Raw genomic sequence first — 20,109 nt, 5'->3', positions numbered from 1 at the left:
CTTGGGAAGCCAGCGCGGTCTTTTTGGTTTCCAAAATGAGCAACTGGCGTGGTTTCTCCCATGAGCAACTGCCGTCAAGTGGCGTGGAAACCACAGGTGTTTGATTGTCTAGATTGAAGGTAATTTTACGCCATTAGACTCTGATTTTTAACTAGGAGGAACTGCTGGTAAACCCAATTTTTCCACACGTAGAATCGGTAACAATTAGGCGAGCAGCTTAATAAGCAGTGAGGGCGAACCTTATCTACATTATTGTAGATTTAGAGCGCACTTCCAGAAAATAGTTATACACATTAAGTTGGGTAAATAGTATAGCATTACAGACAAAACTACCCAGGTAAGTTGACACTAGCCAAAAATTTCCCCAAAAAAGAGCTACTGCTACAATTGGGACACGGGGCAAAGCAAGAATATTACTTTAGGGCATTGGGCAAGCAGGAAGTGTGGGAAGGGTGGGAGGTGTGGGAGGATGGGGAACAAATCTTTCCCCCCACACTACCCACACTACCCACACTTCCCCATCTCCCCATCTCCCCATCTCCCCATCTCCCCATTCCCCACTCCCCACTCCCTTTAGATTGGTAACAGTACTATGTTGGCTCAATTCCAGAGCTTGTATCCCAACGGCAGCCTGATTTCTGAATTAGTCCAAATTTTTCAAGGAAAATTTATTGTTCGGGCAAGCGTACAAATTGAAGGTGTAACCCGTGCTACTGGTATGGCAGCAGCAGAAACAATAGAAGCAGCAGAAGACCAAGCCAGAACCAGAGCCTTGACGGTTTTGGGAATTACAAATGCACCACAGGAATCAATTTCTCAAACACAACCAAATCCTTCGTTGAACGCTAAAGCAGGATTGAATGAGTCTACTCATTCTCCTGCAAAAAATGAGGATTTTGTTGCTCCTCAATGGTCAGGTGTCAGTGACAAAGAAATATCCACACCATCCTCTAAACAAAGGAATATCAAACTAGAACCGATAACAAACGAAAATTTAGATCTGCCAGCGGCTAGTAGCAGAATAGAACTGACAGCTGACACGCCAAGCACAAACGATACATACAGCCAAGATTTAGGCCGAGAGTTTGCGTTGACTGCTAACCGACAACTAGAATTCGATCCGCCAGCCGAAAATTTGGAAATGGAATCTGGTAAACAGATAGAAAATCCAACCATTCCAGGAATTTCTGCCAGTAATGTCACACCATTTACACCCCGGAATTATAGTTCTCAAGAGGATGCAGTTCCGCAAATAAGTACAAGCAAGAGAAAGAAAAAAGCTGAACCCGTGGATTTATCTGATGTAATTGCCAAAACAGATGTCGAACTTCAGCGTTTAGGCTGGACTCCAGAGCAAGGACGGGAATATCTAATTAAAACTTACGGCAAGCGGGGGCGTACTTTGCTCAGTGAAGAAGAATTACACGGATTTCTTAAATATCTTCAATCTCAGCCAGACCCGATAGCGGGATTTTAGTTAGTCATTTGTCTTTTGTCTTTTGTCATTTGTAATTAGTGAAGACTAATGACAAAAGACATAGGCTATTGAAATACTGAATGAAGCTATGGAACCTGTGAATATTTCTCAAATCATTGCTCAAACAAATATCGAAATGCAGCGGTTAGGCTGGACAACAGACCAGGAACGGGAATATCTAATTAAAACTTATGGGAAGCGATCGCGTATGTTGGTCGCCAATAAAGAATTGCAGGTATTCGAGGAATACCTGCAATCTCAGCCAGATCCGCCAACAGGACTTTGATTAGTCATTAGTCCTGTGTCTTTGGCTATTGACTAATGACTAATGACTAATGACTAAACAAGAGCTACCGGACGACTACCAGCAGCGTGACGGTCAATCACTTGGTCAATCAAGCCATATTCTCTAGCTTCTTCAGGTGACATAAAAAAGTCACGTTCGGTATCTTCAGCAATACGCTCGATTGGTTGACCAGTATGTTCGGCTAAATACTCGTTTAGCCGACGCTTGTGGTAGAGAATTTCCCGCGCCTGGATTTCAATCTCAGTCGCCTGTCCTTGAGCGCCGCCTAGAGGTTGATGAATCATAATTCGAGAATGAGGTAGACTCATCCGCTTACCTTTGGCGCCAGCGCTGAGGAGGAAAGCGCCCATACTCGCGGCTAATCCGGTACAAATTGTACAGACATCAGGGCGAATTTGTTTCATAGTATCAAAAATGCCCATGCCAGCCGTCACCGAACCACCGGGAGAATTGATATACATATAAATGTCTTTCTCCGAGTCTTCAGCATCCAAATACAGCAATTGGGCGACAATCAAGTTGGCGATATTGTTGTCAACTTGTTGTCCCAAAAATACGATGCGCTCACGCAACAGCCGTGAGTAGATGTCAAAGGCGCGTTCACCTCGGCCCGATTGTTCAATAACGATAGGAATCATTGGAAAGGTGTTTGTGGCTATATTAAATACATTTTATCGATGAGAACAGGAAACTGGAGTCGATCGCTCCTATTCTCTGGGGGATTAGGAAATAGAATTTTAACCCTTTTAATCGTTAGTTGCACTCAGGGCACTTTTTCAAGCCAAAGGCTGTCTTTCAAAATGTCCCTGTTTGGGGAAGAACAATTAAAAAACTCCGAGTCTTACCAAAGTCATATTTCAACGTTTCCTGTGTGACTTTGGTCATTTAATGATTTGACTTGTTGGGAAATTCTATTAAATCAAAGTAACATTTTAAACATTTTTTCAGGATTTACCTCGACATTTGTCAAATTATTTTTGTTAGATTCGGTAAATCGAGATTACGAGGTGTATTTAGAATAACCAGTCCTAATTGAAATGCTATTCATTAAGAGAGAGACGTGCCATGCGGGAAAAATTTCTACAAGCCGCCATCATCACCTTCTTGCTCCACCTGATAGCAGGACTTAGCCCGAATACTATAGCTCAGACAAAAACAGCATCACCTGTACCTGAAAGGCCAACAAATATTATCGTCAGTTTGCTATTGCGTACTTTTGAGTAAAAATAATTTACAAATTGCACATCTTTAGGCGGTATTCAAAACTTAACACTAGTGCTTTTACTCCAATACGCTTGGGTTATCCTCAGGTTGCCTATCTTTCTTAGCTCAAACTGTATCGGTTTTAGTTTTTAGCTTTAACTGAAGTTTATTTTTTCCTACTTGAAGCATTATCTTTTTGTAGGATTTTTTGTTAGGGACTTCCAAAAAATAAAATATACAGTAGTTAGGCGAAAGGCGTAGCACACCCAAATACCTGGCGGTGCCGTACTCTCTGTGCTAACACACCCTACAAAAATGGCTATTTTTTTAATTGGGAGTCCCTTGTATACATAGCAATCTAGACGAACATTCCTGGCAACAAGGTAGACTGAGCAAAGAAGGCAATTATTTGCATTTGATTATGACTAATCGTCTTGCTGAAGCTAAGAGCCTGTACCTGCGAAAACACGCCGAAAACCCGATTGACTGGTGGCCTTGGTGTGACGAAGCACTTGCAACTGCAAAAGCGCAAGATAAACCAATTTTTCTCTCCATTGGTTACTCCAGTTGCCACTGGTGTACTGTTATGGAAGGCGAGGCTTTTTCGGATGTAGCGATCGCCAATTACATGAATGCTAACTTTCTTCCCATCAAGGTAGACCGAGAAGAAAGACCAGACCTCGATAGCATCTACATGCAGGCTTTACAGATGATGAGCGGTCAAGGGGGTTGGCCTTTAAATGTCTTTCTTTCCCCTGAGGATTTAGTGCCGTTTTATGCTGGTACTTATTTTCCTGTAGACCAACGCTATGGTCGTCCTGGATTTTTACAAGTTTTACAAGCACTACGCCGTTATTACGATACAGAAAAACAAGACTTACAGCAACGCAAAGCCATTATTATTGAGTCGCTGCTTGCGTCTGCGGTATTGCAAGATGCTACAACAAACGAGCTTGAAGATCGCGAACTACTGCGACAAGGTTGGGAAACCAGCACAGGCATAATTACTCCCAATCAAACTGGCAATAGCTTTCCGATGATTCCCTATGCAGAATTAGCACTGCGGGGAACTCGATTTAATTTTGAATCTCGCTATGATGGCAAGGAAGTTTGTACGCAGCGGGGACTAGACCTAGCACTGGGAGGAATTTACGACCATGTAGCTGGCGGGTTTCATCGCTATACTGTTGACCCGACTTGGACAGTACCCCATTTTGAAAAGATGCTCTACGACAACGGACAAATTGTCGAGTATCTAGCTGGTTTGTGGAGTGGAGGAATACAAGAGCCAGCTTTTGCAAGGGCGATCGCTGGTACCATAGAATGGCTGAAACGGGAAATGACCGCCCCTGAAGGTTATTTCTATGCAGCTCAAGATGCCGACAGTTTCGCCGAACCCACAGCAGTGGAGCCAGAGGAAGGAGCATTTTATGTTTGGAGTTACAGCGAATTACAACAACTGTTAAGCTCTGAAGAACTCACGGAATTACAACAACAGTTTACGGTAACCCCTAACGGTAACTTTGAAGGCAAGAATGTTTTGCAAAGACGCCATACCGGGGAACTGAGTGCAACGCTAGAAACAGCACTGAGCAAATTGTTTACAATTCGCTATGGCGCTAGCCCTGAGTCAGTTGAAATTTTTCCCCCGGCTCGTAACAACCAAGAAGCGAAAACCACTAACTGGCCGGGTCGCATTCCCTCGGTGACAGATACGAAAATGATTGTCGCTTGGAATAGCTTGATGATTTCTGGGCTGGCTAGGGCTGCGGGAGTATTTCGACAAGGGTCATACCTGGAGTTAGCAGCACGAGCAGCGAATTTCATTTTAGACCGTCAGTTTGTTGATGGGCGTTTTCACCGACTGAACTATCAAGGAGAAGCAACGCTTTTAGCCCAGTCTGAAGACTACGCCTTTTTTATTAAAGCTCTTTTGGATTTACAAGCTGCCAATCCCGAACACAAGCAATGGTTAGAAAGAGCGATCGCTATCCAAGATGAATTTAACGAATTTCTCTGGAGCGTAGAACTAGGCGGTTATTATAACGCATCAAGCGATGCAAGTCAAGATTTAATTGTGCGCGAACGGAGTTATGCCGATAACGCCACAGCATCAGCCAATGGAGTAGCGATCGCTAACCTTGTACGTTTGGCTTTACTCACCGATAATCTACATTATTTGGATTTAGCAGAACAAGGTTTAAAAGCTTTTAGGAGTGTAATGCATCGCGCTCCCCAAGCTTGTCCGAGCTTATTTACAGCCTTGGATTGGTATCGGAATTCAACTTTGATCCGCAGCACAACAGAGCAAATAAACTCTCTTATTCCCGACTTTCTGCCGAGTGCTGTTTTTACTGTGGTATCTGATTTACCAGAGGGAAGTGTTGGTTTAGTTTGCCAAGGTTTGAAATGCCTTGCACCAGCAGAAAGTGTAGAGCGGTTATTGCAGCAAGTCCAGCAAAGTCAAAATAGGGGATAATTTTGACAACATCGGACGCATAACCATGAAAAAACCGCCCGTACTTGGAAATATAACTCCCATTATTCCTGCTGGTGGCGATATGGAAAAAGCGATCGCTTTCTATGAAAAACTTGGTTTTACAACAATTTATCAAGAAGGCGATCCCGTCACTATGGCAATTATCAAACGCGACTGTGCAGAAATTTTTCTGCAAAAAAATGACGACCGACGCCTTGCAGAATGGACAACTTTGCGGATCGAAGTTGATGGCATTGAGCAACTTTATGAAGAATTTCAAGCACAAGGCGGACAAATTATTCATCCCAACGGTCAGCTGCAAACACAACCTTGGGGAATGAAAGAGTTTGCGATTATTGATGTAGCTGGTGTGTGTATTACCTTTTTTGAGCCAGAAAAATAAGATGAATTAGGTGAAGCGAAAATGACGACCCGCAACGAATTAACTGCCATAGTCTTAGCAGGCGGCAAGAGTTCTCGTATGGGTCAGGATAAAGCCTTGATTTCAGTCCAAGGGATGCCATTGTTAGAGCGAGTTTCTCGGATTGCTAAAGGCTGTGCCGATACTGTTTATATAGTTACTCCTTGGCCAGAACGCTATCAAGACTTGCTTTTATCTGGTTGTCACTTTATCCGAGAAGTGCCGATATCTGGAGAATCTCTAGCCCACGGCCCTTTAGTTGGGTTTGCTCAAGGACTAGCCCAAGTACAGACAGAATGGGTGTTATTGCTGGCTTGCGATTTGCCGAAATTAAAGGTTGAAGTTTTGCAAGAATGGGCAACTAGACTCGATGGCGTGGGGGATAATGCGATCGCCGCTTTAGCTCATCATCCCAAAGGCTGGGAACCTCTTTGTGGTTTTTATCGCCGTCGGTGTTTGCCACAACTCTTGGATTTTATCAACCAAGGGGGGCGATCGTTTCAAGAGTGGTTGCGGCAATATCCTGTGGAAGTTTTGCCGCTACCAGAACCAGAAATGTTGTTTAACTGTAATACACCAGAGGATTTGGCTTGAATTCAGAATTCAGAATTCAGCTTAGCGATTGCGGCAAAATTTGCGATCGCTATCATCTTGAGGATATTGCCAAGAATAGGCAAAATGGCTAACTCCCTTGAGTTGGGGAGCAAATTGACGAAGTGCTTGCATTTGCACTTCTAGCGGTGGACGATTACTAACGGGTTTTCCCCACTGACCGGCTAAAGCAGGGATTATCTTTGTACCCGGTTTTGCCATACTCAAAACCCGCTGCACTTGCGACACAATACAACTAGCATTACCGCAAGTTGCATAAGACATGGGATGCCATTCCAGTGTAGTAGGGAATCTATCCCAAGGTTGCAAACGGGAATCATAGCCTTGTCCTACAGTTTGGTTACCGTCAGGGAAAAACACCACTCCTGTGGGAATACCTTGCTGTTTTGCTGGATAACTGGCGATGGTGACAAAATCTAGAATTCCTTGCATGGCGTGGGCAACGGCGAGTTGCCACAATTCCCATTGTAAAAGCGGTTGTCTATCAGTTGCAGGCTGAATTGATTTTCCGGCTGTTGGGGGAATGCGTCCTTGCCAAAGGGGTTCGCCTTCTTGAGGATAAAGTTTATCAATTTCTGCGACATCTCCAACAGTGACATATCCCTTGCTCAAAAAGCGGCGAATTAAGTCCAGTCCTTTGTAATTCTGTGCCCGTTTAAATAAAGCTTCTTGAGTTGCGGGACTAAATAGCCATAAATCTGAGACTTTGGTGGCGATGGAATCACTTCCTGCTTGTCGGGGATAGCGCACGTAGTCCAATAACAAGCCATCTGGACGACGGCGTAAAATTTCCTGCACCAATTGGTAATAGTCGCGTTTTGCTTGGGGGTTGTAGGGGTCGATAAATACTTGAGAGCCGTTGTCTACAACATATAAGCTTGTTTGACCTTTGCCATTGCGAGCGATCGCAGCTTCTCTATCTTTTCGCTGGGCGTAAGTATAGCCGAAATTTGTGGTAAACATCCACGCGTAAACCTTCAAACCCCGTTGCCGAGCTTTTTTAATTGCTAGAGACAACAAATCGATGTTTTCTGCTCCCGGAGTACGAATCACAGAAGGCCAAACCGTCGGATTACCATTTGCTGGCAATAACGCTTGCCCATCGTAAAATACTTCTAAATAGACCTGGTTATAGCCACCGTTAACAATCCGATCCATAACCAGATCGATTGTTCCTGGCTGAATATCGCAGGGATACAAGCGCAACCAAAGGGCTTGGACTTGGGGCCAAGTCCGACTACGGCACTCGCGTAAGTCCTGTGCCTGTTCTTGTAATATTTTTTGATATCGAGCCTGGGCATTTTGATTGCCTTTGAGGGCTGACAAACGTAAGTTTTCTTTTTCTCGCGCCGCCGCTGGTGATAACTGACAATACTGGGTTACTTGCGCCTTTGCTGGTTGGCTCCCAAAGCTAGAAAGTAATGAGCTACTACTGAAAACAACAGCGAATAGGCGTCGCCAAAATAATCTCGATCTTGCAACGTTCAAAGGACGATTAAACATACCTGCTAGTAGATGGACACAAAAATCAATTACTCCAACTCAGATGGTCATAAGCAACTTGTATCAAATTATATAGTTGAGCGATCGGGGTTTTAAAACCTACTTTTTCAAGACTGGCAAACATCTATTTGTGTTGCCGTATTTTTTTGTAAACATAATAAATACATAAACTTGAATATAAAACACATAAGAGGATGTTTGAAAACTCACGATTGATGTATCAAATATTTTTTACCCCTCCCTAACCCTCCCCTTAGAAAGGGGAGGGAACCGGATTTTTCTTGTTTCCCCCCTTGATAAGGGGGGACTAAGGGGGGTAACAATGCGATTAAAATCACAGCCAATCACTTTTCAAACAACCTCTAAATACAAAGCGAGTTTATCCTGGTATTTGATAAACTCTACTTTGCCCTAATTATTGAAAATCTGCCAAAGTAAATGTAATTTTTGAACTTAAAAATACTGTGACTTACACTTAATAATATTTATTGAACGTCAAGATATATACTTTCAAACTTTCTCCAAGTAGGAGAGAAGCTTTGAAACATCATCTCAGGGAGTATTAATGAGTTTAGTATAAAATTTTAAACTCAGACTGAGATTCAAGTTGAGAAGGTAGCCAAGAGTGGAGGCAGAGTGTCCCCGGCTCCACTCAAGATTGAAGAATCAAAACTTGAGACTGCTGACTCTTAATCATGGAATAGGTAATAGTTAAGAGTTAACCGCCACGCTTGAGTGCTGATTCTACCTGTTGTAACTCCTTCTCTAAGCGATTTTTGAGTTTTTCGGGTACGGGACGATTAGGATAAGAACTATAGTGTCCAGCTAGGGAGTTGAGGGCTGTTCGGATAGTTGTAAAGGAACCAAGACCAGAAACAGAGTTAGCTCGTTGGTAACGAGCTGAAAAGTCATTAATTTTTTGACGCGCTTCTGCTTGAATTGCTGCTTTGTTTGGTGAATCTGGTGATAAATTTATGGCTTCTCTCATGATATTGACCACAGCCAAGGTGTCTTGGCGATAATCACCACTCAAACTATCTGGACTGCCAGAACAACCCATCAAGCCGATAGATAGAACCAAAACGAGCGCAAGCAGACGCGACCAATAGCGCTTCATATGCATTAACTAAAAGATACGTAAATCAACGTCCATCGTATCTTGGATTGGTATCTTGGGGATCAATTTAGTGGGGATTGGGGCATGGGGAGGTGGGGAGATGGGGAGATGGGGAGATGGGGAGATGAATTAATAAGCGATGCCCCATGCCCCATGCCCAATGACCAATGACTAATGACTAATGACTTTTTGATAAAGAGTATCCCGTTGTTGGTAAGGTCGTCCTAAAGAAGCGATCGCACCCTGTAATGCTTCCACTTCCATACACGTACCGCCCAAAGCACCTGCCATTGTGGTAATGTGTTCTTCCATTAAAGTGCCGCCGATATCGTTACAACCCCAAGCTAAGGCTTCTGTGGCACCAGCTAGTCCTAGTTTTACCCAACTCTGCTGATGGTTCGGAATCCAATTTCCTAAGTAAATCCGGGCTACAGCGCCTAGTAGTAGTGCATCTTGCAATATCGGTTGGTCGCGTCCGACGCGGCGACGTAAGGGTTTGGGTGCTTCTTGCCCAACGAAGGGTAATAAAATAAACTCTGTAATCCGTGCTGGATATTCCTTTTCGATGGCTATTTTTTGCAGCGATCGCAATTTGTCTAAATGTCCAATTTGCTGTTCGTGGCTCTCAATATGCCCAGATAGCATGGTACTGGTGGTATGTAAGCCTAATTTGTGAGCGGTGCTGATAATTTCTAACCAAGTAGCTGTATCAATCTTTTCTGGGCAGAGTATCCGCCTGACTGTATCATCTAGCACTTCTGCTGCTGTTCCTGGCATTGAACCAACCCCAGCATCTTGCAAAGCAGCGATCGCATCAGTGTATTCCAGTCCGTCAAGTCTGGCGATAAATTGCACTTCCTGGGGAGAAAAAGCGTGTAGATGTATCTGGGGAAATTCCTGTTTGATGGTTTCTACTAATTTCAGGTAATAGGGTAAAGATTTGCCGTTGATTTGTGCTTGCGGATTTAATCCCCCCTGCATACAAATTTCTGTAGCACCCCGTTTCACTGCATCTGCGGCCTTTTCCAAGATTTGCGTCCAATCCAACCAATATGCGTCTGTATCGCCATCATCGCGACGGAAAGCACAAAAACTACAGTGCTGCTCGCAAATATTAGTAAAATTGATATTACGATTTATTACGTAAGTAACTGTATCGCCTGCTTGTGCGTGGCGTAGAGTATCAGATGTGATGCGTATTGCAGCGATCGCCTCTGGTTCTGTTTGTTGTAACAATACCACTCCCTCTTGGGGAGATAAATCGTACCCCATCAAGGCACGGTCAAGAATTTTTTCAACAGAAATTTTTGTCAGCATTTTTCTCTTAATTTATCCGAAAATTTTTAATTTTATAACTTTGCTAATAATAAAATTTTACTTAATAAGTATACTAAATTATTGAGAATCAAAAAGAAATACTATATAAAAATTTAGCTGCTTTTATGTTCTAGTTGCCATAACCTACTATTGTGAAAAACATCAACTAATTTGTATTTTTTATCCAGTTCGATTCTAAATTTTTTGGAAGGATTATACAAAAATATTTTACTGAAATTCTTAGGAATCTTTGGTATGCTTGGTTCAAGTACCAATTGCATCTGTACTTTGTTATCTAAAAGATGAATTAAAGACATTAAATCGCCGATATTTAAGGAATAATTACTACTAATTAGTAGTGGCTCCTTAGTTTGATTGATGATTCGAGCTATTTGAGGATTGGTATGGCTGCTTTTATTCCACCATGTCTCGGCTTGAGAACTGACTGCACAGGATAAAACTCCACTGGAAATTAGTATTATCATTACTAATCGCCAAAAGTTGCGGACTATTAATTTAGAAGAAATAATTTGAGCCGCCAGTAAGTAAGCAACAGCTAGCTGAATGCTTACATAAGACAGAGTGACATATCTAGGGCGCAGACTGACCTTACCTCCAATAATTAGATCGGGTAAAATGAGAGCTAAAGCAGGTACTCCACCTAAGAGAAAAATAAATAACCAAACTTGTTTGCCTGCCCGATCGTAAAGATATAAAAATGAATATAGTACCAAGATTAGTATTAAGGGAATTAAAAATCTACCCCAGCGCAAAACTGGCAAATTTAAATCTGGAAAAAATGGTTCGTAGCGCCAAAAATCAGCAAATAAATAGCTAATATTACTAATCCAACCAGAAACTAAAATTGACAGAGATTGTTTAGCTTGAGCGCTGGCTGTTGTGCGCTCAATTTCAGATAAACTATTAATAAGAATTAAAATCCAAGGAATAAAAGCTAAAAAGCCGATGCTAGTTGCTATTAAATAAGCTTTAACAATTTTAGTGAATCGAAAGCGTTCGATAGCAAATACATAAATACCGTAGGCGATCGCCAGCAACCCAGAAAACAAAAAAGTGTATAATCCTAGCGCCACTGTTACTGCATAAATCCCCCAAAACTTCTTGTTACTCAGCCTGATTGCTTGCAGCAGTGCAGCACTCTCTAGCAAAATAGTCACCATCCACAAACTGAACTCTCTTGCCTCTTGTGCATATAGCAGATGGAAAGGCGAGACTGTTAGAAAAGCTACGCTTATCCATGCTGCTATGGGTGACTGAAATAATTCTAAGCATAGCCAATAAATGCAAGGAAAAGCTAGGAGGCTAATTATGGCTGACAAGCTTCTTGTAGTCGCTACTGAATTGCCAAAAAGTTGCATCCATAATCTAACCATTACGTAATAAAGTGGAGGATGTTGAGCATCCTCCACTGCCAAAGAGTTGATTGTATTAATTAAACCTTTTTCAGAATTAGGTTGTTGATATTTTTGTATATTTCCAACAGCAAACACTTGGCTGTTAAATACTTGTCGAACAAATTCTGTCTTCGTGTAACCAGAAATTCGTAATGAGGTATACGCTTCATCGTGTGAGTAGACTTTTCGATCCAGATATGCGAAGCGAAAAAATATCCCTAATATTAACAAAATAACGATTAAAAATCGTAGCCAAATAGGAGGAAAATATTTTGTAATTGCTGTTGGGGGAAAATGTCTGGCAACTACTGATTGTCTGTTTAACATATAATATCAAGGTTCAATAATTAAAGGTTTGGAGTAACAATTCCAGCCTTTATTAACAGCCAATATAATATTTTTAGATTGCGTAATATAGTTTGATTGTTGCCTACTTACACTTACTTAATGCAAACTATTATATTGGCTGAAATTCTCACTATAAAACTGGATATTACGAATTTCCCCTTGCTTGTGGTGTTCGTCGATGCTGTATTAGCAATCCCATGCCCATACCAATACCGACAATAGCAGTAAAGTAGAATAAACCAATCAATCGAATATAAATTGGTGGTGCGATCGCTTCAACTTCAACTTCTTGTGCTACTTTTACTGGTGTAAATTGACGGCTAGATCCTGGGTTGGGAGTTGCTTCCACCTCGACTTTGTGTGGCGCACCATCAAAAAATTGTTCTTGCCATGTTAACTTACCTTCTTGGTCGGTAAGTCCTTTGTAGGCAAAGACTGTTAAATTATCTTCAAGAGCGATCGCTCTTACCTGCAAGCTTACATCTTTGATAGGTTGTCCTGTGGTACTATCCTTTACCTGTAACCCTAAATTCGCAAGTTTACCGACAGTGGCGTTTTTATCTCCCTGGAGTTGGATTTCTAATCCTTGCGATTTTTGAGATGATGGTGCGATGGTTTCGGTATCGCTTGAGTGGTGTCCGCTGCCATGAGCTTCGGCGACTTCTGCACTAACATTAATAAATAATAAAGCTAATATTGCTACCACAGTCAAGCTACTTAATAAAAGGCGCACTGATTGGGGTGCAATTTCTCCTTGTTGAAGTTCTTGTTGTCCGCCAATAACCCAACCACCCAACAATCCAACTGCTAATAAAATTGCTGCGATAACAACAAAATATTTATATTTAACTGGATTTTCTCGAACATTAAGATTTAAACTTTGCTCGTAAGGAGCAAAGGTATTTGCTACCAACGGTGACACTTTAACCAGTAATTGATAGTTTCCTCGTATGGGTAACATCTGCTGAATTTCTAGCTTACCATCAGGTGCTAGAGCATTCATTTGCAACAGTTTTGTCCCCTCAACAATTGGAAAATCTGTTGTTAACCAGGGATTAGATGGTGGCGTTAAAATCTCTAAGCTGATTTTGGCATTTTCTAAAGATTTACCCGCCGCATCAACAGCTTGTAGTGTCAAATTAACAGGAGATTGATGTCTTTCTGTTCCTGCTTCAAAGGGAAGAATACGTTCTAAAGACGGGTTGGTGGAAAGTAACACTCTAGAAGTAGGAGTTTGAGAATTACCTACTAAGGAATAAAGAATTGACAACGTGACGCAAACAGCACTGATAACTCCAAAAAGTCGATATTTTTTCATAAAAGCTGATGTTGGGGAAGGATGAAGATGCTAATTAACAAGTAACAAACTATTATTTGCTTGAAGTACAAAAACTTTATATTTTGAGCCATTAGTCGTCAAAATTCATTTTAAATTTTGACGACTGACTCCTGAATTCCGTTGCGATCGCTTTATTAACTGCCAAACAATTGTCTAATCCACCAGCAACATTTTGGAATTAGATAATTTAGTGACATGCAACGCCTAAAGTGTGGTGTCGCGCTGAATGTGCTGCGTTGTGCGCCGCAGGATAGGTGGAGAATAAGGCAGTCCAAATAATCAAAGAAGATAGCAGCATATAAAGCGTTATCTGCACTGGCTTGGACAACGTAATAGTTGCGGTCTTCTGCAATAGTGAAATATGAGAAAAACTACTCATTTTGATCTCCGATAATTAATTTGGGTAATTCATCAATTAAAGGGCATAATGCCTATTGATTGCAAAAAGATATACGATAAAGTTCCTATTTGACAAGTGGGTATGAAATGTCTTGGCTAATTTGCCCTTAGTGAATACTATACTATCCTTTCAATATTGGCTAAGGGTGATGCAGAAATCTACACACAAAGTCCATACAAATAACAAAACAATGACATATGGTTTTGATTAACGCGAAGATGACACGAGATTAATTAAAAATTCAAAATATTATGTTGCCAAATATCGAAAGTCTTTAAAATTCCGATTTATTTTATCTCTTACCCAATTAAATATGCTACACCCTACCAACAGTTTTTTGCTGAGGTTCAACCAGGTACTATGGTATACATTGTTTGAAATTTAATTACTGTTAAGGTATTAACTATATCAAAAATAGATACAAAAAAAGTCATTATTTCGATTTTATTTATACTTTATTTTAAGTAAAAATGCTGAAACATATATAAAACTTGCCTAGAGTCTTCCAAGGCAGCTAATTATAGGAAAACGCACAACTAAGAACGAAACAGGAAGACTCTGCTTTTTATTTTCAAGGTAGATTTTAACTTGATGTGAATTTAATAACTTTGGTAACCGTTTTGAAGCACTTCAAATTTATTGACAATGATTTTTAATTCATATAATATACACAAGGACAATTGCAAATGATTTTCAATTCTTTTTTGGTGCTAACTGTTAACTGTCATGCCCTACAACTTCGCTTTGGGTAAGGAAAAACTTTGGAGTCGTCGTCAATTACTAAAGCTGGGCTTAGCAGGTGTGGGAGTGAGTGGTGCAGCTGCACTTTGGCAAACGCTAAATTTACAAAGTCAGTCAATAGTCAAGGTACCACCATTCGATATGGAAGCATCAGACAAGGTTGCTAACCCGATGAAGATGCTAAGGGATTTTGACTATGGGACGCTAAAGCAAGAAAATGGGCGTACTATCCGAGAATTTCAGTTAACTGCGGGTACTTCCATTATTCAGCTCAATAGTGCTGTCTCTTACAACATCTGGGATTTAAACGGCCGCATACCAGGGCCAACGCTACGGGCCAAACAAGGCGATCGCGTGCGAATATTATTTCTCAATAACGCCGGACATTCTCACTCTTTGCATTTTCATGGGGTTCATCCAGCAGAAATGGATGGTGTTCGTCCAGTCAGCAACGGCAAAGCCACAATTTATGAATTTGATGCCGAACCTTATGGCGTTCATTTATACCACTGTCATATCGAACCAGTTACCCGTCACATTGCCAAGGGACTGTACGGCATGTTTATCATCGATCCTCCGACTCCCCGTCCCCCAGCCGATGAAATTGTACTAGTGATGGCTGGGTATGACGTGAATGATGATAGCCATAATGATTATTACGCCTTTAACGGCCTGCCTCATCATTACATGCATCATCCCATTCCTATTTATCAAAATCAGTTGATTCGGCTGTACGTCCTCAACATTATTGAATACGATCCGGCTGTCACCTTTCACCTCCACGCTAACTTTTTTGATGTTTATCGCTATGGCATGAGTATGACAGCTAGCGAAAAAACTGATGTGCTGACGATGGGTATAGCAGAAAGGCACATTTTAGAATTTGCTTTTCGCTACCCAGGTAAATATATGTTTCATCCCCATCAAGATGCGATCGCCGAAAACGGCTGTATGGGTCAATTTGAAGTAATTCCTGACAGTAAATCTCAAAAGAAAGTTAAAAATTATTGACGAAAGAATTAACTATTTCTAGCCAAGGTATCCACAAGCTAAATAATTTGTAATTAATTGCTGAAAATTTTAAATTAACTAGTTGATAAAAAATATCATTATATGCGAAAGTACAATCTATGACAATCCGTCAACCACCTTCGGCTAGCTTGGCAATACAACAATTAATAAATTTAAATTGTGTGAGGAACAAAAATGATAAAATTTCGCTATATCTGTTTAACTGTTGCGACTGCGGCAATAATTACCTTGAGTTCCTGTAGCAGTACGCCAACCGCAGAAAATCCCTCAGTGCCAGCTGCCACTCCCCAAGCAACAGAGGCAGCAGCAAATAATAGCAATCATAGCGGTCACGGTGGTAAAGAAAAAATCAACATTAATACTGCTATATTGTCAGAATTAGATAAATTTGAAGCCAAACTCGGCGTACCGGCTTTATCTAACAAAATTCAAGCGAATCGGCCCTACGGTAGTCCAGAAGATTTAGTCACAAAAAAAGTGATTACTCAAGAGCAATTCGACCAAATTAAAGACCAGGTTGGCGTTCAAGATGTGGTACTTACAGGTGAAGCAAAAGATGTTGACTACATGTCTAAATTAGGCTTAATGAAAGGACATCTTTTAGTAGCAAAAGAACTCCTAGATCAAAATCAGCCGAAACAGGCAGAACCTCATATTGGGCATCCTGTTGAGGAGATTTATGTTGATGTAGAAGACCAACTTAATGAGCGCAAAGTTAAAGAATTTAAGACAACTTTGGTGAGTTTGCAAGATTTAGTAAAATCTAGTCCCAAGGATAGTAAAGTTAAAACTAATTTTACTTCTTCAGTGGCAGCAGTTGATGGAGCGATCGCAGCTTTACCAGCACCAGAACGTTCAAAACCAGGATTTGTATTACAGGTAGTTAACGAATTGCTGGATGCAGCGAACTCAGAATATGGCGCGGCGATCGCAAATGGTAAGATATCCGCTGCAATTGAGTATCAAGACTCTCGTGGATTTGTCACCTATGCCAATGAATTATACAAAGGAATTTCCAGCCAAGTAGCTCAACAAGATGCCGAAGCAGATAAAGCAATTAATACCAGTTTTGCCGAACTCATAAAAGTTTGGCCTGCCGCAATTCCACCAGCTAAACCAGTCAAGACTCCAGAAGATGTTACCAAATTGGTGAAAACCATTGAGGAAAACTCTCAAAAAGTGATTGATAAATCAAGTTCCCAAGCACAACGATAACATTTTGATTTAATGGGAAGCTGAGAATAAGGTGTTTAAAATTGGGAGATAGTTAAGAGTTAGGAGTGAGGTACAGATGCGGTTAGCCGCGTCTGTAAAAAAGTGAAAAGTTAAGAATTAAGAAATTATCAACTTCCAACTCATAACTCCTAATTCCTAACTAATTGGACTCTATTAGTCACTTCAATTAACAACTGATGCAAGAACTTGACCAAAAAAAGACCATTGATTTGCTTAATGCCATCATGGAATTTGAATTAGCAGGAGTAGTCCGGTATACACATTATTCCTTAATGGTGACTGGCCCAAACCGCATTCCTATAGTGGCTTTCTTCAAAGCACAAGCAAGCGAATCCTTACTTCATGCCCAACAAGTAGGAGAAATTCTCACAGGTTTAGATGGGCATCCTTCCTTAAAAATTGCCCCGATGGAAGAAACTTATAAGCATACAGTCAAAGATATTTTGGCAGAAAGCTTATCCCATGAAAAAAAGGCATTAGATCTCTACAAAAGTCTCCTAGAAACTGTCAACAATGCCAGTGTTTATCTAGAAGAATTCGCTCGTGGCATGATAGGACAAGAGGAGATGCATAATCTCGAACTGAAAAAGATGTTACGTGATTTTAGTTAATAGTCATTAGTCATTAGTCACTAGTCATTTGCAAAGGACAAATGACAACTGACTAATGACAAAAGACGCATGACAAAGGACAAAAGATGAATTTTAGTACTGCTCTACCTACTTTTGTAATTACACTCCGAGAAGGAGTAGAAGCTGCCCTCGTTGTGGGAATTGTGTTAGCTTTACTCAAAAAAGCTAAAAAATCCAATCTGAAGCCTTGGGTATATGCTGGTGTTGGCGTTGGTATTGCCGTTAGTGGCTTGATAGGTGTGCTATTCAGTTGGATAATTCAAGTAGTGGGAGCTGCTAATCCTCAATATACTTCTGTAGTTGAGCCACTACTAGAAGGTGTATTTAGCGTATTAGCGATCGCAATGCTCAGTTGGATGCTCATCTGGATGACTCAACAAGCCAAATTTATGAAAGCGCAAGTTGAGGGAGCAGTTACACAAGCACTGACAAAAAACTCAAATGCCGCTTGGGGTGTTTTTAGTTTAGTTTTTATTGCCGTTGTTCGGGAAGGCTTTGAAACTGTTTTGTTCATTGCTGCTAACTTTCAACAAGGACTAATACCCAGCATCGGCGCAGTTGCAGGTTTGACAGTAGCGATCGCCATAGGTGTGCTTTTATTTAAATGGGGCATCAAAATTAATATCCGCCAATTTTTCCAAGTAATGGGCGTTTTATTAGTATTGATTGTCGCTGGCTTAGTAGTTTCAGCCTTGAAAAATTTTGACGACGCCGTGGCGAACTTTGCCCTTAGCAGTCGTGCCACACAAAGCCTTTGTTTCTATTACGAACGCTTTACTAAAATCCACTCCTGTATTTTAGGCCCAATTGTCTCAAATACTTCCACAATTTTGCCAGAAGAACAATTTCCTGGCATTATTCTCAAATCTTTATTTGGCTACAGCGACAAAATTTATCTCGTCCAAGCCGTGGCATATATTGGTTTTTTACTCGCCATAGGCGGGCTATATTTCCGCAGTCTTGGAGGAGGCTTTTTTCAAGGTAAAAATAACACTCCATCTCGTCAAAAACCAATCAATTCTGCAAAAGATTAAAACAACCTCTTAACCCTCTCTGCGCCTCTGCATCTCTGCGTGAGACAAAAATATGTCAATTTTTAAATTATATTTTTTACCCTAAGTACGCTCTGCTCCAAACAAATCTTGTTTCAACTGCTGACAAGCCTTTTCTATAGCATCTATACTCCCTGGATTCACCAAACCATAATAATCAAACACATAAATTCGGTTCTTTTGAGTTGCTTGTAATTGCTTCCAAAAACTCTCTTTTTTCAAAGAATCTAAAACTCCTGCTTCGGAATTACCTTGCGGAGGATTAACCAAAATTATCGCATCCGGATTTGCCTCTAAAACTTTCTCAGCCGAAAGCGTCACATAACCACCAACTGGGCTTTTTCCTTGTAATTCTGCCGCCAGATTTTTCACCTTAAATTGCGTTAGTAAATCTCCCGCCCAACTATTTTTATTAGGTGCTAAAATTGGCTGACGGCTAACCAGCACCAAAGCCGTAATACTTTGATTAGCACCATCTGGCAAGAAACTTTTGTAACGATTTAGCAAAGGCTGAGGATCGGCATCAATTAATTCAGCTAGTCTTTTAGTCAACTTTTCTAGAGATTCCCAATTATTAACCTGGGTAAGCAAAGTTGGAATTCCTAATTGCTTAATTTTTTGAATCGGAATAGTAGAAAAACCTTCTGCGCCAATAACTAAATCTGGTTTAAGTGCCACAATTTTCTCTAAATTAGGAGGATTTTGACCTTCGCTAACACGAGGAATGTTTTTAAAACGAGAGTCATCTTTAAATAATTTACTACCAGTAATTCCGACAATTTTTGTTTGGTCAAGTTGAGCGATAATATCAGCTGATAGAGAAGAAAGAGCAACAACTCTTTTTGCTGTTGGTTTTGGTAATTGCTGCGAATTTGAGTTAGTTTTTTCAGTAGTATCTGTTACTTTTGTTGGTAGCTGCTGAGTACTAACAGTGTTGCAAGCAACTAAGGTTATACTCAAAAAAAATGCTAAAACAGATAAAAGCCAACGATGATACATAATCAAGTCCGTTGTGAGTTTTGTTCCTCATATAGTTTCGCGCATCTTCACGCACAATTGCTATAAGAATTCCAGAACAAACTCAGCACTATTTAGTGCAAAAATTCATTAGTTCTCTTAGTAGTTATACGTTCAAAACTAGAAACTAGCTTTGCAGACTTTTGCCTAGTCCTGCTGATATAAAAAAAGGCGAGTAAAAACTAGTTCAAAATTCCCAAAGAATTTTGTGACTGTTTTACCCCCCAATATCTATACAAGGTTTATTTAAAAAAGCTTTCTTGAATTATGGATTTATAGTGGCGTCAGTGATTACTCACTTGACAATAAACATTATTATACTAATTGGCTGATTATGTTGGTATTTTCGACTACAAAAAGCCATATTTAACCAAAGCTTTAACTTGAGCTTGGTATCTTTGAATAAAGTGGGATTACTTAGGGGAATAACTAAAAGGACTAGGATGATTGGGTTTAAAGCT

Annotated in this window: 18 protein-coding genes; 10 read left to right on the top strand and 8 right to left on the bottom strand. The window is 40.6% G+C overall.

The genetic code is table 11. The features are described 5' to 3' along the window. The first annotated feature begins 592 nt into the window (after nucleotides 1–592). Nucleotides 593–1,477 (top strand): hypothetical protein, encoded by an 885-nt coding sequence (locus NSTC745_RS04295; RefSeq protein WP_445636043.1) that lies wholly within the window; start codon nucleotides 593–595, stop codon nucleotides 1,475–1,477. An 88-nt stretch (nucleotides 1,478–1,565) separates the two neighbouring features. After that, nucleotides 1,566–1,763 (top strand): hypothetical protein, encoded by a 198-nt coding sequence (locus NSTC745_RS04290; RefSeq protein ID WP_445636042.1) that lies wholly within the window; start codon nucleotides 1,566–1,568, stop codon nucleotides 1,761–1,763. Between the two features lie 53 nt (nucleotides 1,764–1,816). On the opposite strand, the gene clpP is transcribed toward NSTC745_RS04290, so the two are convergent. After that, nucleotides 1,817–2,422, bottom strand: a complete 606-nt coding sequence (gene clpP, locus NSTC745_RS04285) for an ATP-dependent Clp endopeptidase proteolytic subunit ClpP (RefSeq protein WP_445636041.1) — start codon at nucleotides 2,420–2,422, stop codon at nucleotides 1,817–1,819. A 427-nt stretch (nucleotides 2,423–2,849) separates the two neighbouring features. On the opposite strand from clpP, the gene NSTC745_RS04280 reads away from it, so the two are divergent. The 4 genes from NSTC745_RS04280 (at nucleotide 2,850) to NSTC745_RS04265 (ending at nucleotide 6,481) form a co-directional block, all read left to right on the top strand. After that, nucleotides 2,850–3,008 carry a hypothetical protein gene (locus NSTC745_RS04280; protein ID WP_445636040.1) on the top strand — a complete coding sequence of 53 codons (159 nt, stop codon included), beginning with the start codon at nucleotides 2,850–2,852 and terminating at the stop codon, nucleotides 3,006–3,008. Between the two features lie 400 nt (nucleotides 3,009–3,408). Further along, entirely contained in the window at nucleotides 3,409–5,466 is a 2,058-nt protein-coding gene (locus NSTC745_RS04275; protein WP_445636039.1) for a thioredoxin domain-containing protein, read from the top strand. Nucleotides 5,467–5,491: 25 nt separating this feature from the next. Beyond that, nucleotides 5,492–5,869 carry a VOC family protein gene (locus tag NSTC745_RS04270; protein ID WP_445636038.1) on the top strand — a complete coding sequence of 126 codons (378 nt, stop codon included), beginning with the start codon at nucleotides 5,492–5,494 and terminating at the stop codon, nucleotides 5,867–5,869. A 21-nt stretch (nucleotides 5,870–5,890) separates the two neighbouring features. Beyond that, entirely contained in the window at nucleotides 5,891–6,481 is a 591-nt protein-coding gene (locus NSTC745_RS04265; protein ID WP_445636037.1) for a molybdenum cofactor guanylyltransferase, read from the top strand. Between the two features lie 21 nt (nucleotides 6,482–6,502). On the opposite strand, the gene NSTC745_RS04260 is transcribed toward NSTC745_RS04265, so the two are convergent. The 6 genes from NSTC745_RS04260 to NSTC745_RS04235 form a co-directional block, all read right to left on the bottom strand. Further along, entirely contained in the window at nucleotides 6,503–8,002 is a 1,500-nt protein-coding gene (locus NSTC745_RS04260; RefSeq protein ID WP_445636036.1) for a family 10 glycosylhydrolase, read from the bottom strand. 718 nt (nucleotides 8,003–8,720) lie between these two features. Then, nucleotides 8,721–9,119 carry a photosystem II protein Psb27 gene (psb27, locus tag NSTC745_RS04255; protein WP_445636035.1) on the bottom strand — a complete coding sequence of 133 codons (399 nt, stop codon included), beginning with the start codon at nucleotides 9,117–9,119 and terminating at the stop codon, nucleotides 8,721–8,723. A gap of 171 nt (nucleotides 9,120–9,290) precedes the next feature. Continuing rightward, complete coding sequence (cofH, locus tag NSTC745_RS04250; protein WP_445636034.1) at nucleotides 9,291–10,436, bottom strand: 7,8-didemethyl-8-hydroxy-5-deazariboflavin synthase subunit CofH; 1,146 nt, start codon at nucleotides 10,434–10,436, stop codon at nucleotides 9,291–9,293. Nucleotides 10,437–10,549: 113 nt separating this feature from the next. Continuing rightward, nucleotides 10,550–12,178: a glycosyltransferase family 39 protein gene (locus tag NSTC745_RS04245; protein ID WP_445636033.1), complete on the bottom strand. Its 1,629-nt coding sequence runs from the start codon at nucleotides 12,176–12,178 to the stop codon at nucleotides 10,550–10,552. A 166-nt stretch (nucleotides 12,179–12,344) separates the two neighbouring features. Beyond that, entirely contained in the window at nucleotides 12,345–13,517 is a 1,173-nt protein-coding gene (locus NSTC745_RS04240) for a hypothetical protein (protein WP_445636032.1), read from the bottom strand. Nucleotides 13,518–13,725: 208 nt separating this feature from the next. Then, nucleotides 13,726–13,836, bottom strand: coding sequence for a CbtB domain-containing protein (locus NSTC745_RS04235; RefSeq protein WP_242057733.1), 111 nt, complete (start codon nucleotides 13,834–13,836; stop codon nucleotides 13,726–13,728). An 828-nt stretch (nucleotides 13,837–14,664) separates the two neighbouring features. Here NSTC745_RS04235 and NSTC745_RS04230 point away from each other — a divergent pair. The 4 genes from NSTC745_RS04230 to NSTC745_RS04215 all read left to right on the top strand — a co-directional run bounded on the left by NSTC745_RS04230 (nucleotide 14,665) and on the right by NSTC745_RS04215 (nucleotide 18,613). Further along, on the top strand, nucleotides 14,665–15,690 hold the full coding sequence (locus NSTC745_RS04230; protein WP_445636031.1) for a multicopper oxidase domain-containing protein: 1,026 nt from the start codon (nucleotides 14,665–14,667) through the stop codon (nucleotides 15,688–15,690). Nucleotides 15,691–15,885: 195 nt separating this feature from the next. After that, the gene (locus tag NSTC745_RS04225; RefSeq protein ID WP_096536221.1) at nucleotides 15,886–16,926 is read left to right on the top strand and encodes a helix-hairpin-helix domain-containing protein; all 1,041 of its coding nucleotides are present in this window, start codon (nucleotides 15,886–15,888) and stop codon (nucleotides 16,924–16,926) included. 197 nt (nucleotides 16,927–17,123) lie between these two features. Next, nucleotides 17,124–17,558 (top strand): ferritin-like domain-containing protein, encoded by a 435-nt coding sequence (locus tag NSTC745_RS04220; RefSeq protein WP_096536223.1) that lies wholly within the window; start codon nucleotides 17,124–17,126, stop codon nucleotides 17,556–17,558. An 86-nt stretch (nucleotides 17,559–17,644) separates the two neighbouring features. Beyond that, on the top strand, nucleotides 17,645–18,613 hold the full coding sequence (locus NSTC745_RS04215; protein ID WP_445636030.1) for an FTR1 family iron permease: 969 nt from the start codon (nucleotides 17,645–17,647) through the stop codon (nucleotides 18,611–18,613). An 81-nt stretch (nucleotides 18,614–18,694) separates the two neighbouring features. On the opposite strand, the gene NSTC745_RS04210 is transcribed toward NSTC745_RS04215, so the two are convergent. After that, nucleotides 18,695–19,630: an ABC transporter substrate-binding protein gene (locus NSTC745_RS04210; RefSeq protein WP_445636029.1), complete on the bottom strand. Its 936-nt coding sequence runs from the start codon at nucleotides 19,628–19,630 to the stop codon at nucleotides 18,695–18,697. Nucleotides 19,631–20,109: the final 479 nt, after the last annotated feature.

The organism is Nostoc sp. DSM 114161 (assembly GCF_052692665.1).
Note: the sequence above shows the minus strand (reverse complement) of the source record. Positions and strands in the feature narration are given on the sequence as shown.

Coding starts and splice junctions, on each gene's coding strand:
- NSTC745_RS04295 (WP_445636043.1), top strand. CDS start 593: ATGTTGGCTCAATTCCAGAGCTTGTATCCCAACGGCAGCCTGATTTCT.
- NSTC745_RS04290 (WP_445636042.1), top strand. CDS start 1,566: ATGGAACCTGTGAATATTTCTCAAATCATTGCTCAAACAAATATCGAA.
- clpP (WP_445636041.1), bottom strand. CDS start 2,422: ATGATTCCTATCGTTATTGAACAATCGGGCCGAGGTGAACGCGCCTTT.
- NSTC745_RS04280 (WP_445636040.1), top strand. CDS start 2,850: ATGCGGGAAAAATTTCTACAAGCCGCCATCATCACCTTCTTGCTCCAC.
- NSTC745_RS04275 (WP_445636039.1), top strand. CDS start 3,409: ATGACTAATCGTCTTGCTGAAGCTAAGAGCCTGTACCTGCGAAAACAC.
- NSTC745_RS04270 (WP_445636038.1), top strand. CDS start 5,492: ATGAAAAAACCGCCCGTACTTGGAAATATAACTCCCATTATTCCTGCT.
- NSTC745_RS04265 (WP_445636037.1), top strand. CDS start 5,891: ATGACGACCCGCAACGAATTAACTGCCATAGTCTTAGCAGGCGGCAAG.
- NSTC745_RS04260 (WP_445636036.1), bottom strand. CDS start 8,002: ATGTTTAATCGTCCTTTGAACGTTGCAAGATCGAGATTATTTTGGCGA.
- psb27 (WP_445636035.1), bottom strand. CDS start 9,119: ATGAAGCGCTATTGGTCGCGTCTGCTTGCGCTCGTTTTGGTTCTATCT.
- cofH (WP_445636034.1), bottom strand. CDS start 10,436: ATGCTGACAAAAATTTCTGTTGAAAAAATTCTTGACCGTGCCTTGATG.
- NSTC745_RS04245 (WP_445636033.1), bottom strand. CDS start 12,178: ATGTTAAACAGACAATCAGTAGTTGCCAGACATTTTCCCCCAACAGCA.
- NSTC745_RS04240 (WP_445636032.1), bottom strand. CDS start 13,517: ATGAAAAAATATCGACTTTTTGGAGTTATCAGTGCTGTTTGCGTCACG.
- NSTC745_RS04235 (WP_242057733.1), bottom strand. CDS start 13,836: ATGCTGCTATCTTCTTTGATTATTTGGACTGCCTTATTCTCCACCTAT.
- NSTC745_RS04230 (WP_445636031.1), top strand. CDS start 14,665: ATGCCCTACAACTTCGCTTTGGGTAAGGAAAAACTTTGGAGTCGTCGT.
- NSTC745_RS04225 (WP_096536221.1), top strand. CDS start 15,886: ATGATAAAATTTCGCTATATCTGTTTAACTGTTGCGACTGCGGCAATA.
- NSTC745_RS04220 (WP_096536223.1), top strand. CDS start 17,124: ATGCAAGAACTTGACCAAAAAAAGACCATTGATTTGCTTAATGCCATC.
- NSTC745_RS04215 (WP_445636030.1), top strand. CDS start 17,645: ATGAATTTTAGTACTGCTCTACCTACTTTTGTAATTACACTCCGAGAA.
- NSTC745_RS04210 (WP_445636029.1), bottom strand. CDS start 19,630: ATGTATCATCGTTGGCTTTTATCTGTTTTAGCATTTTTTTTGAGTATA.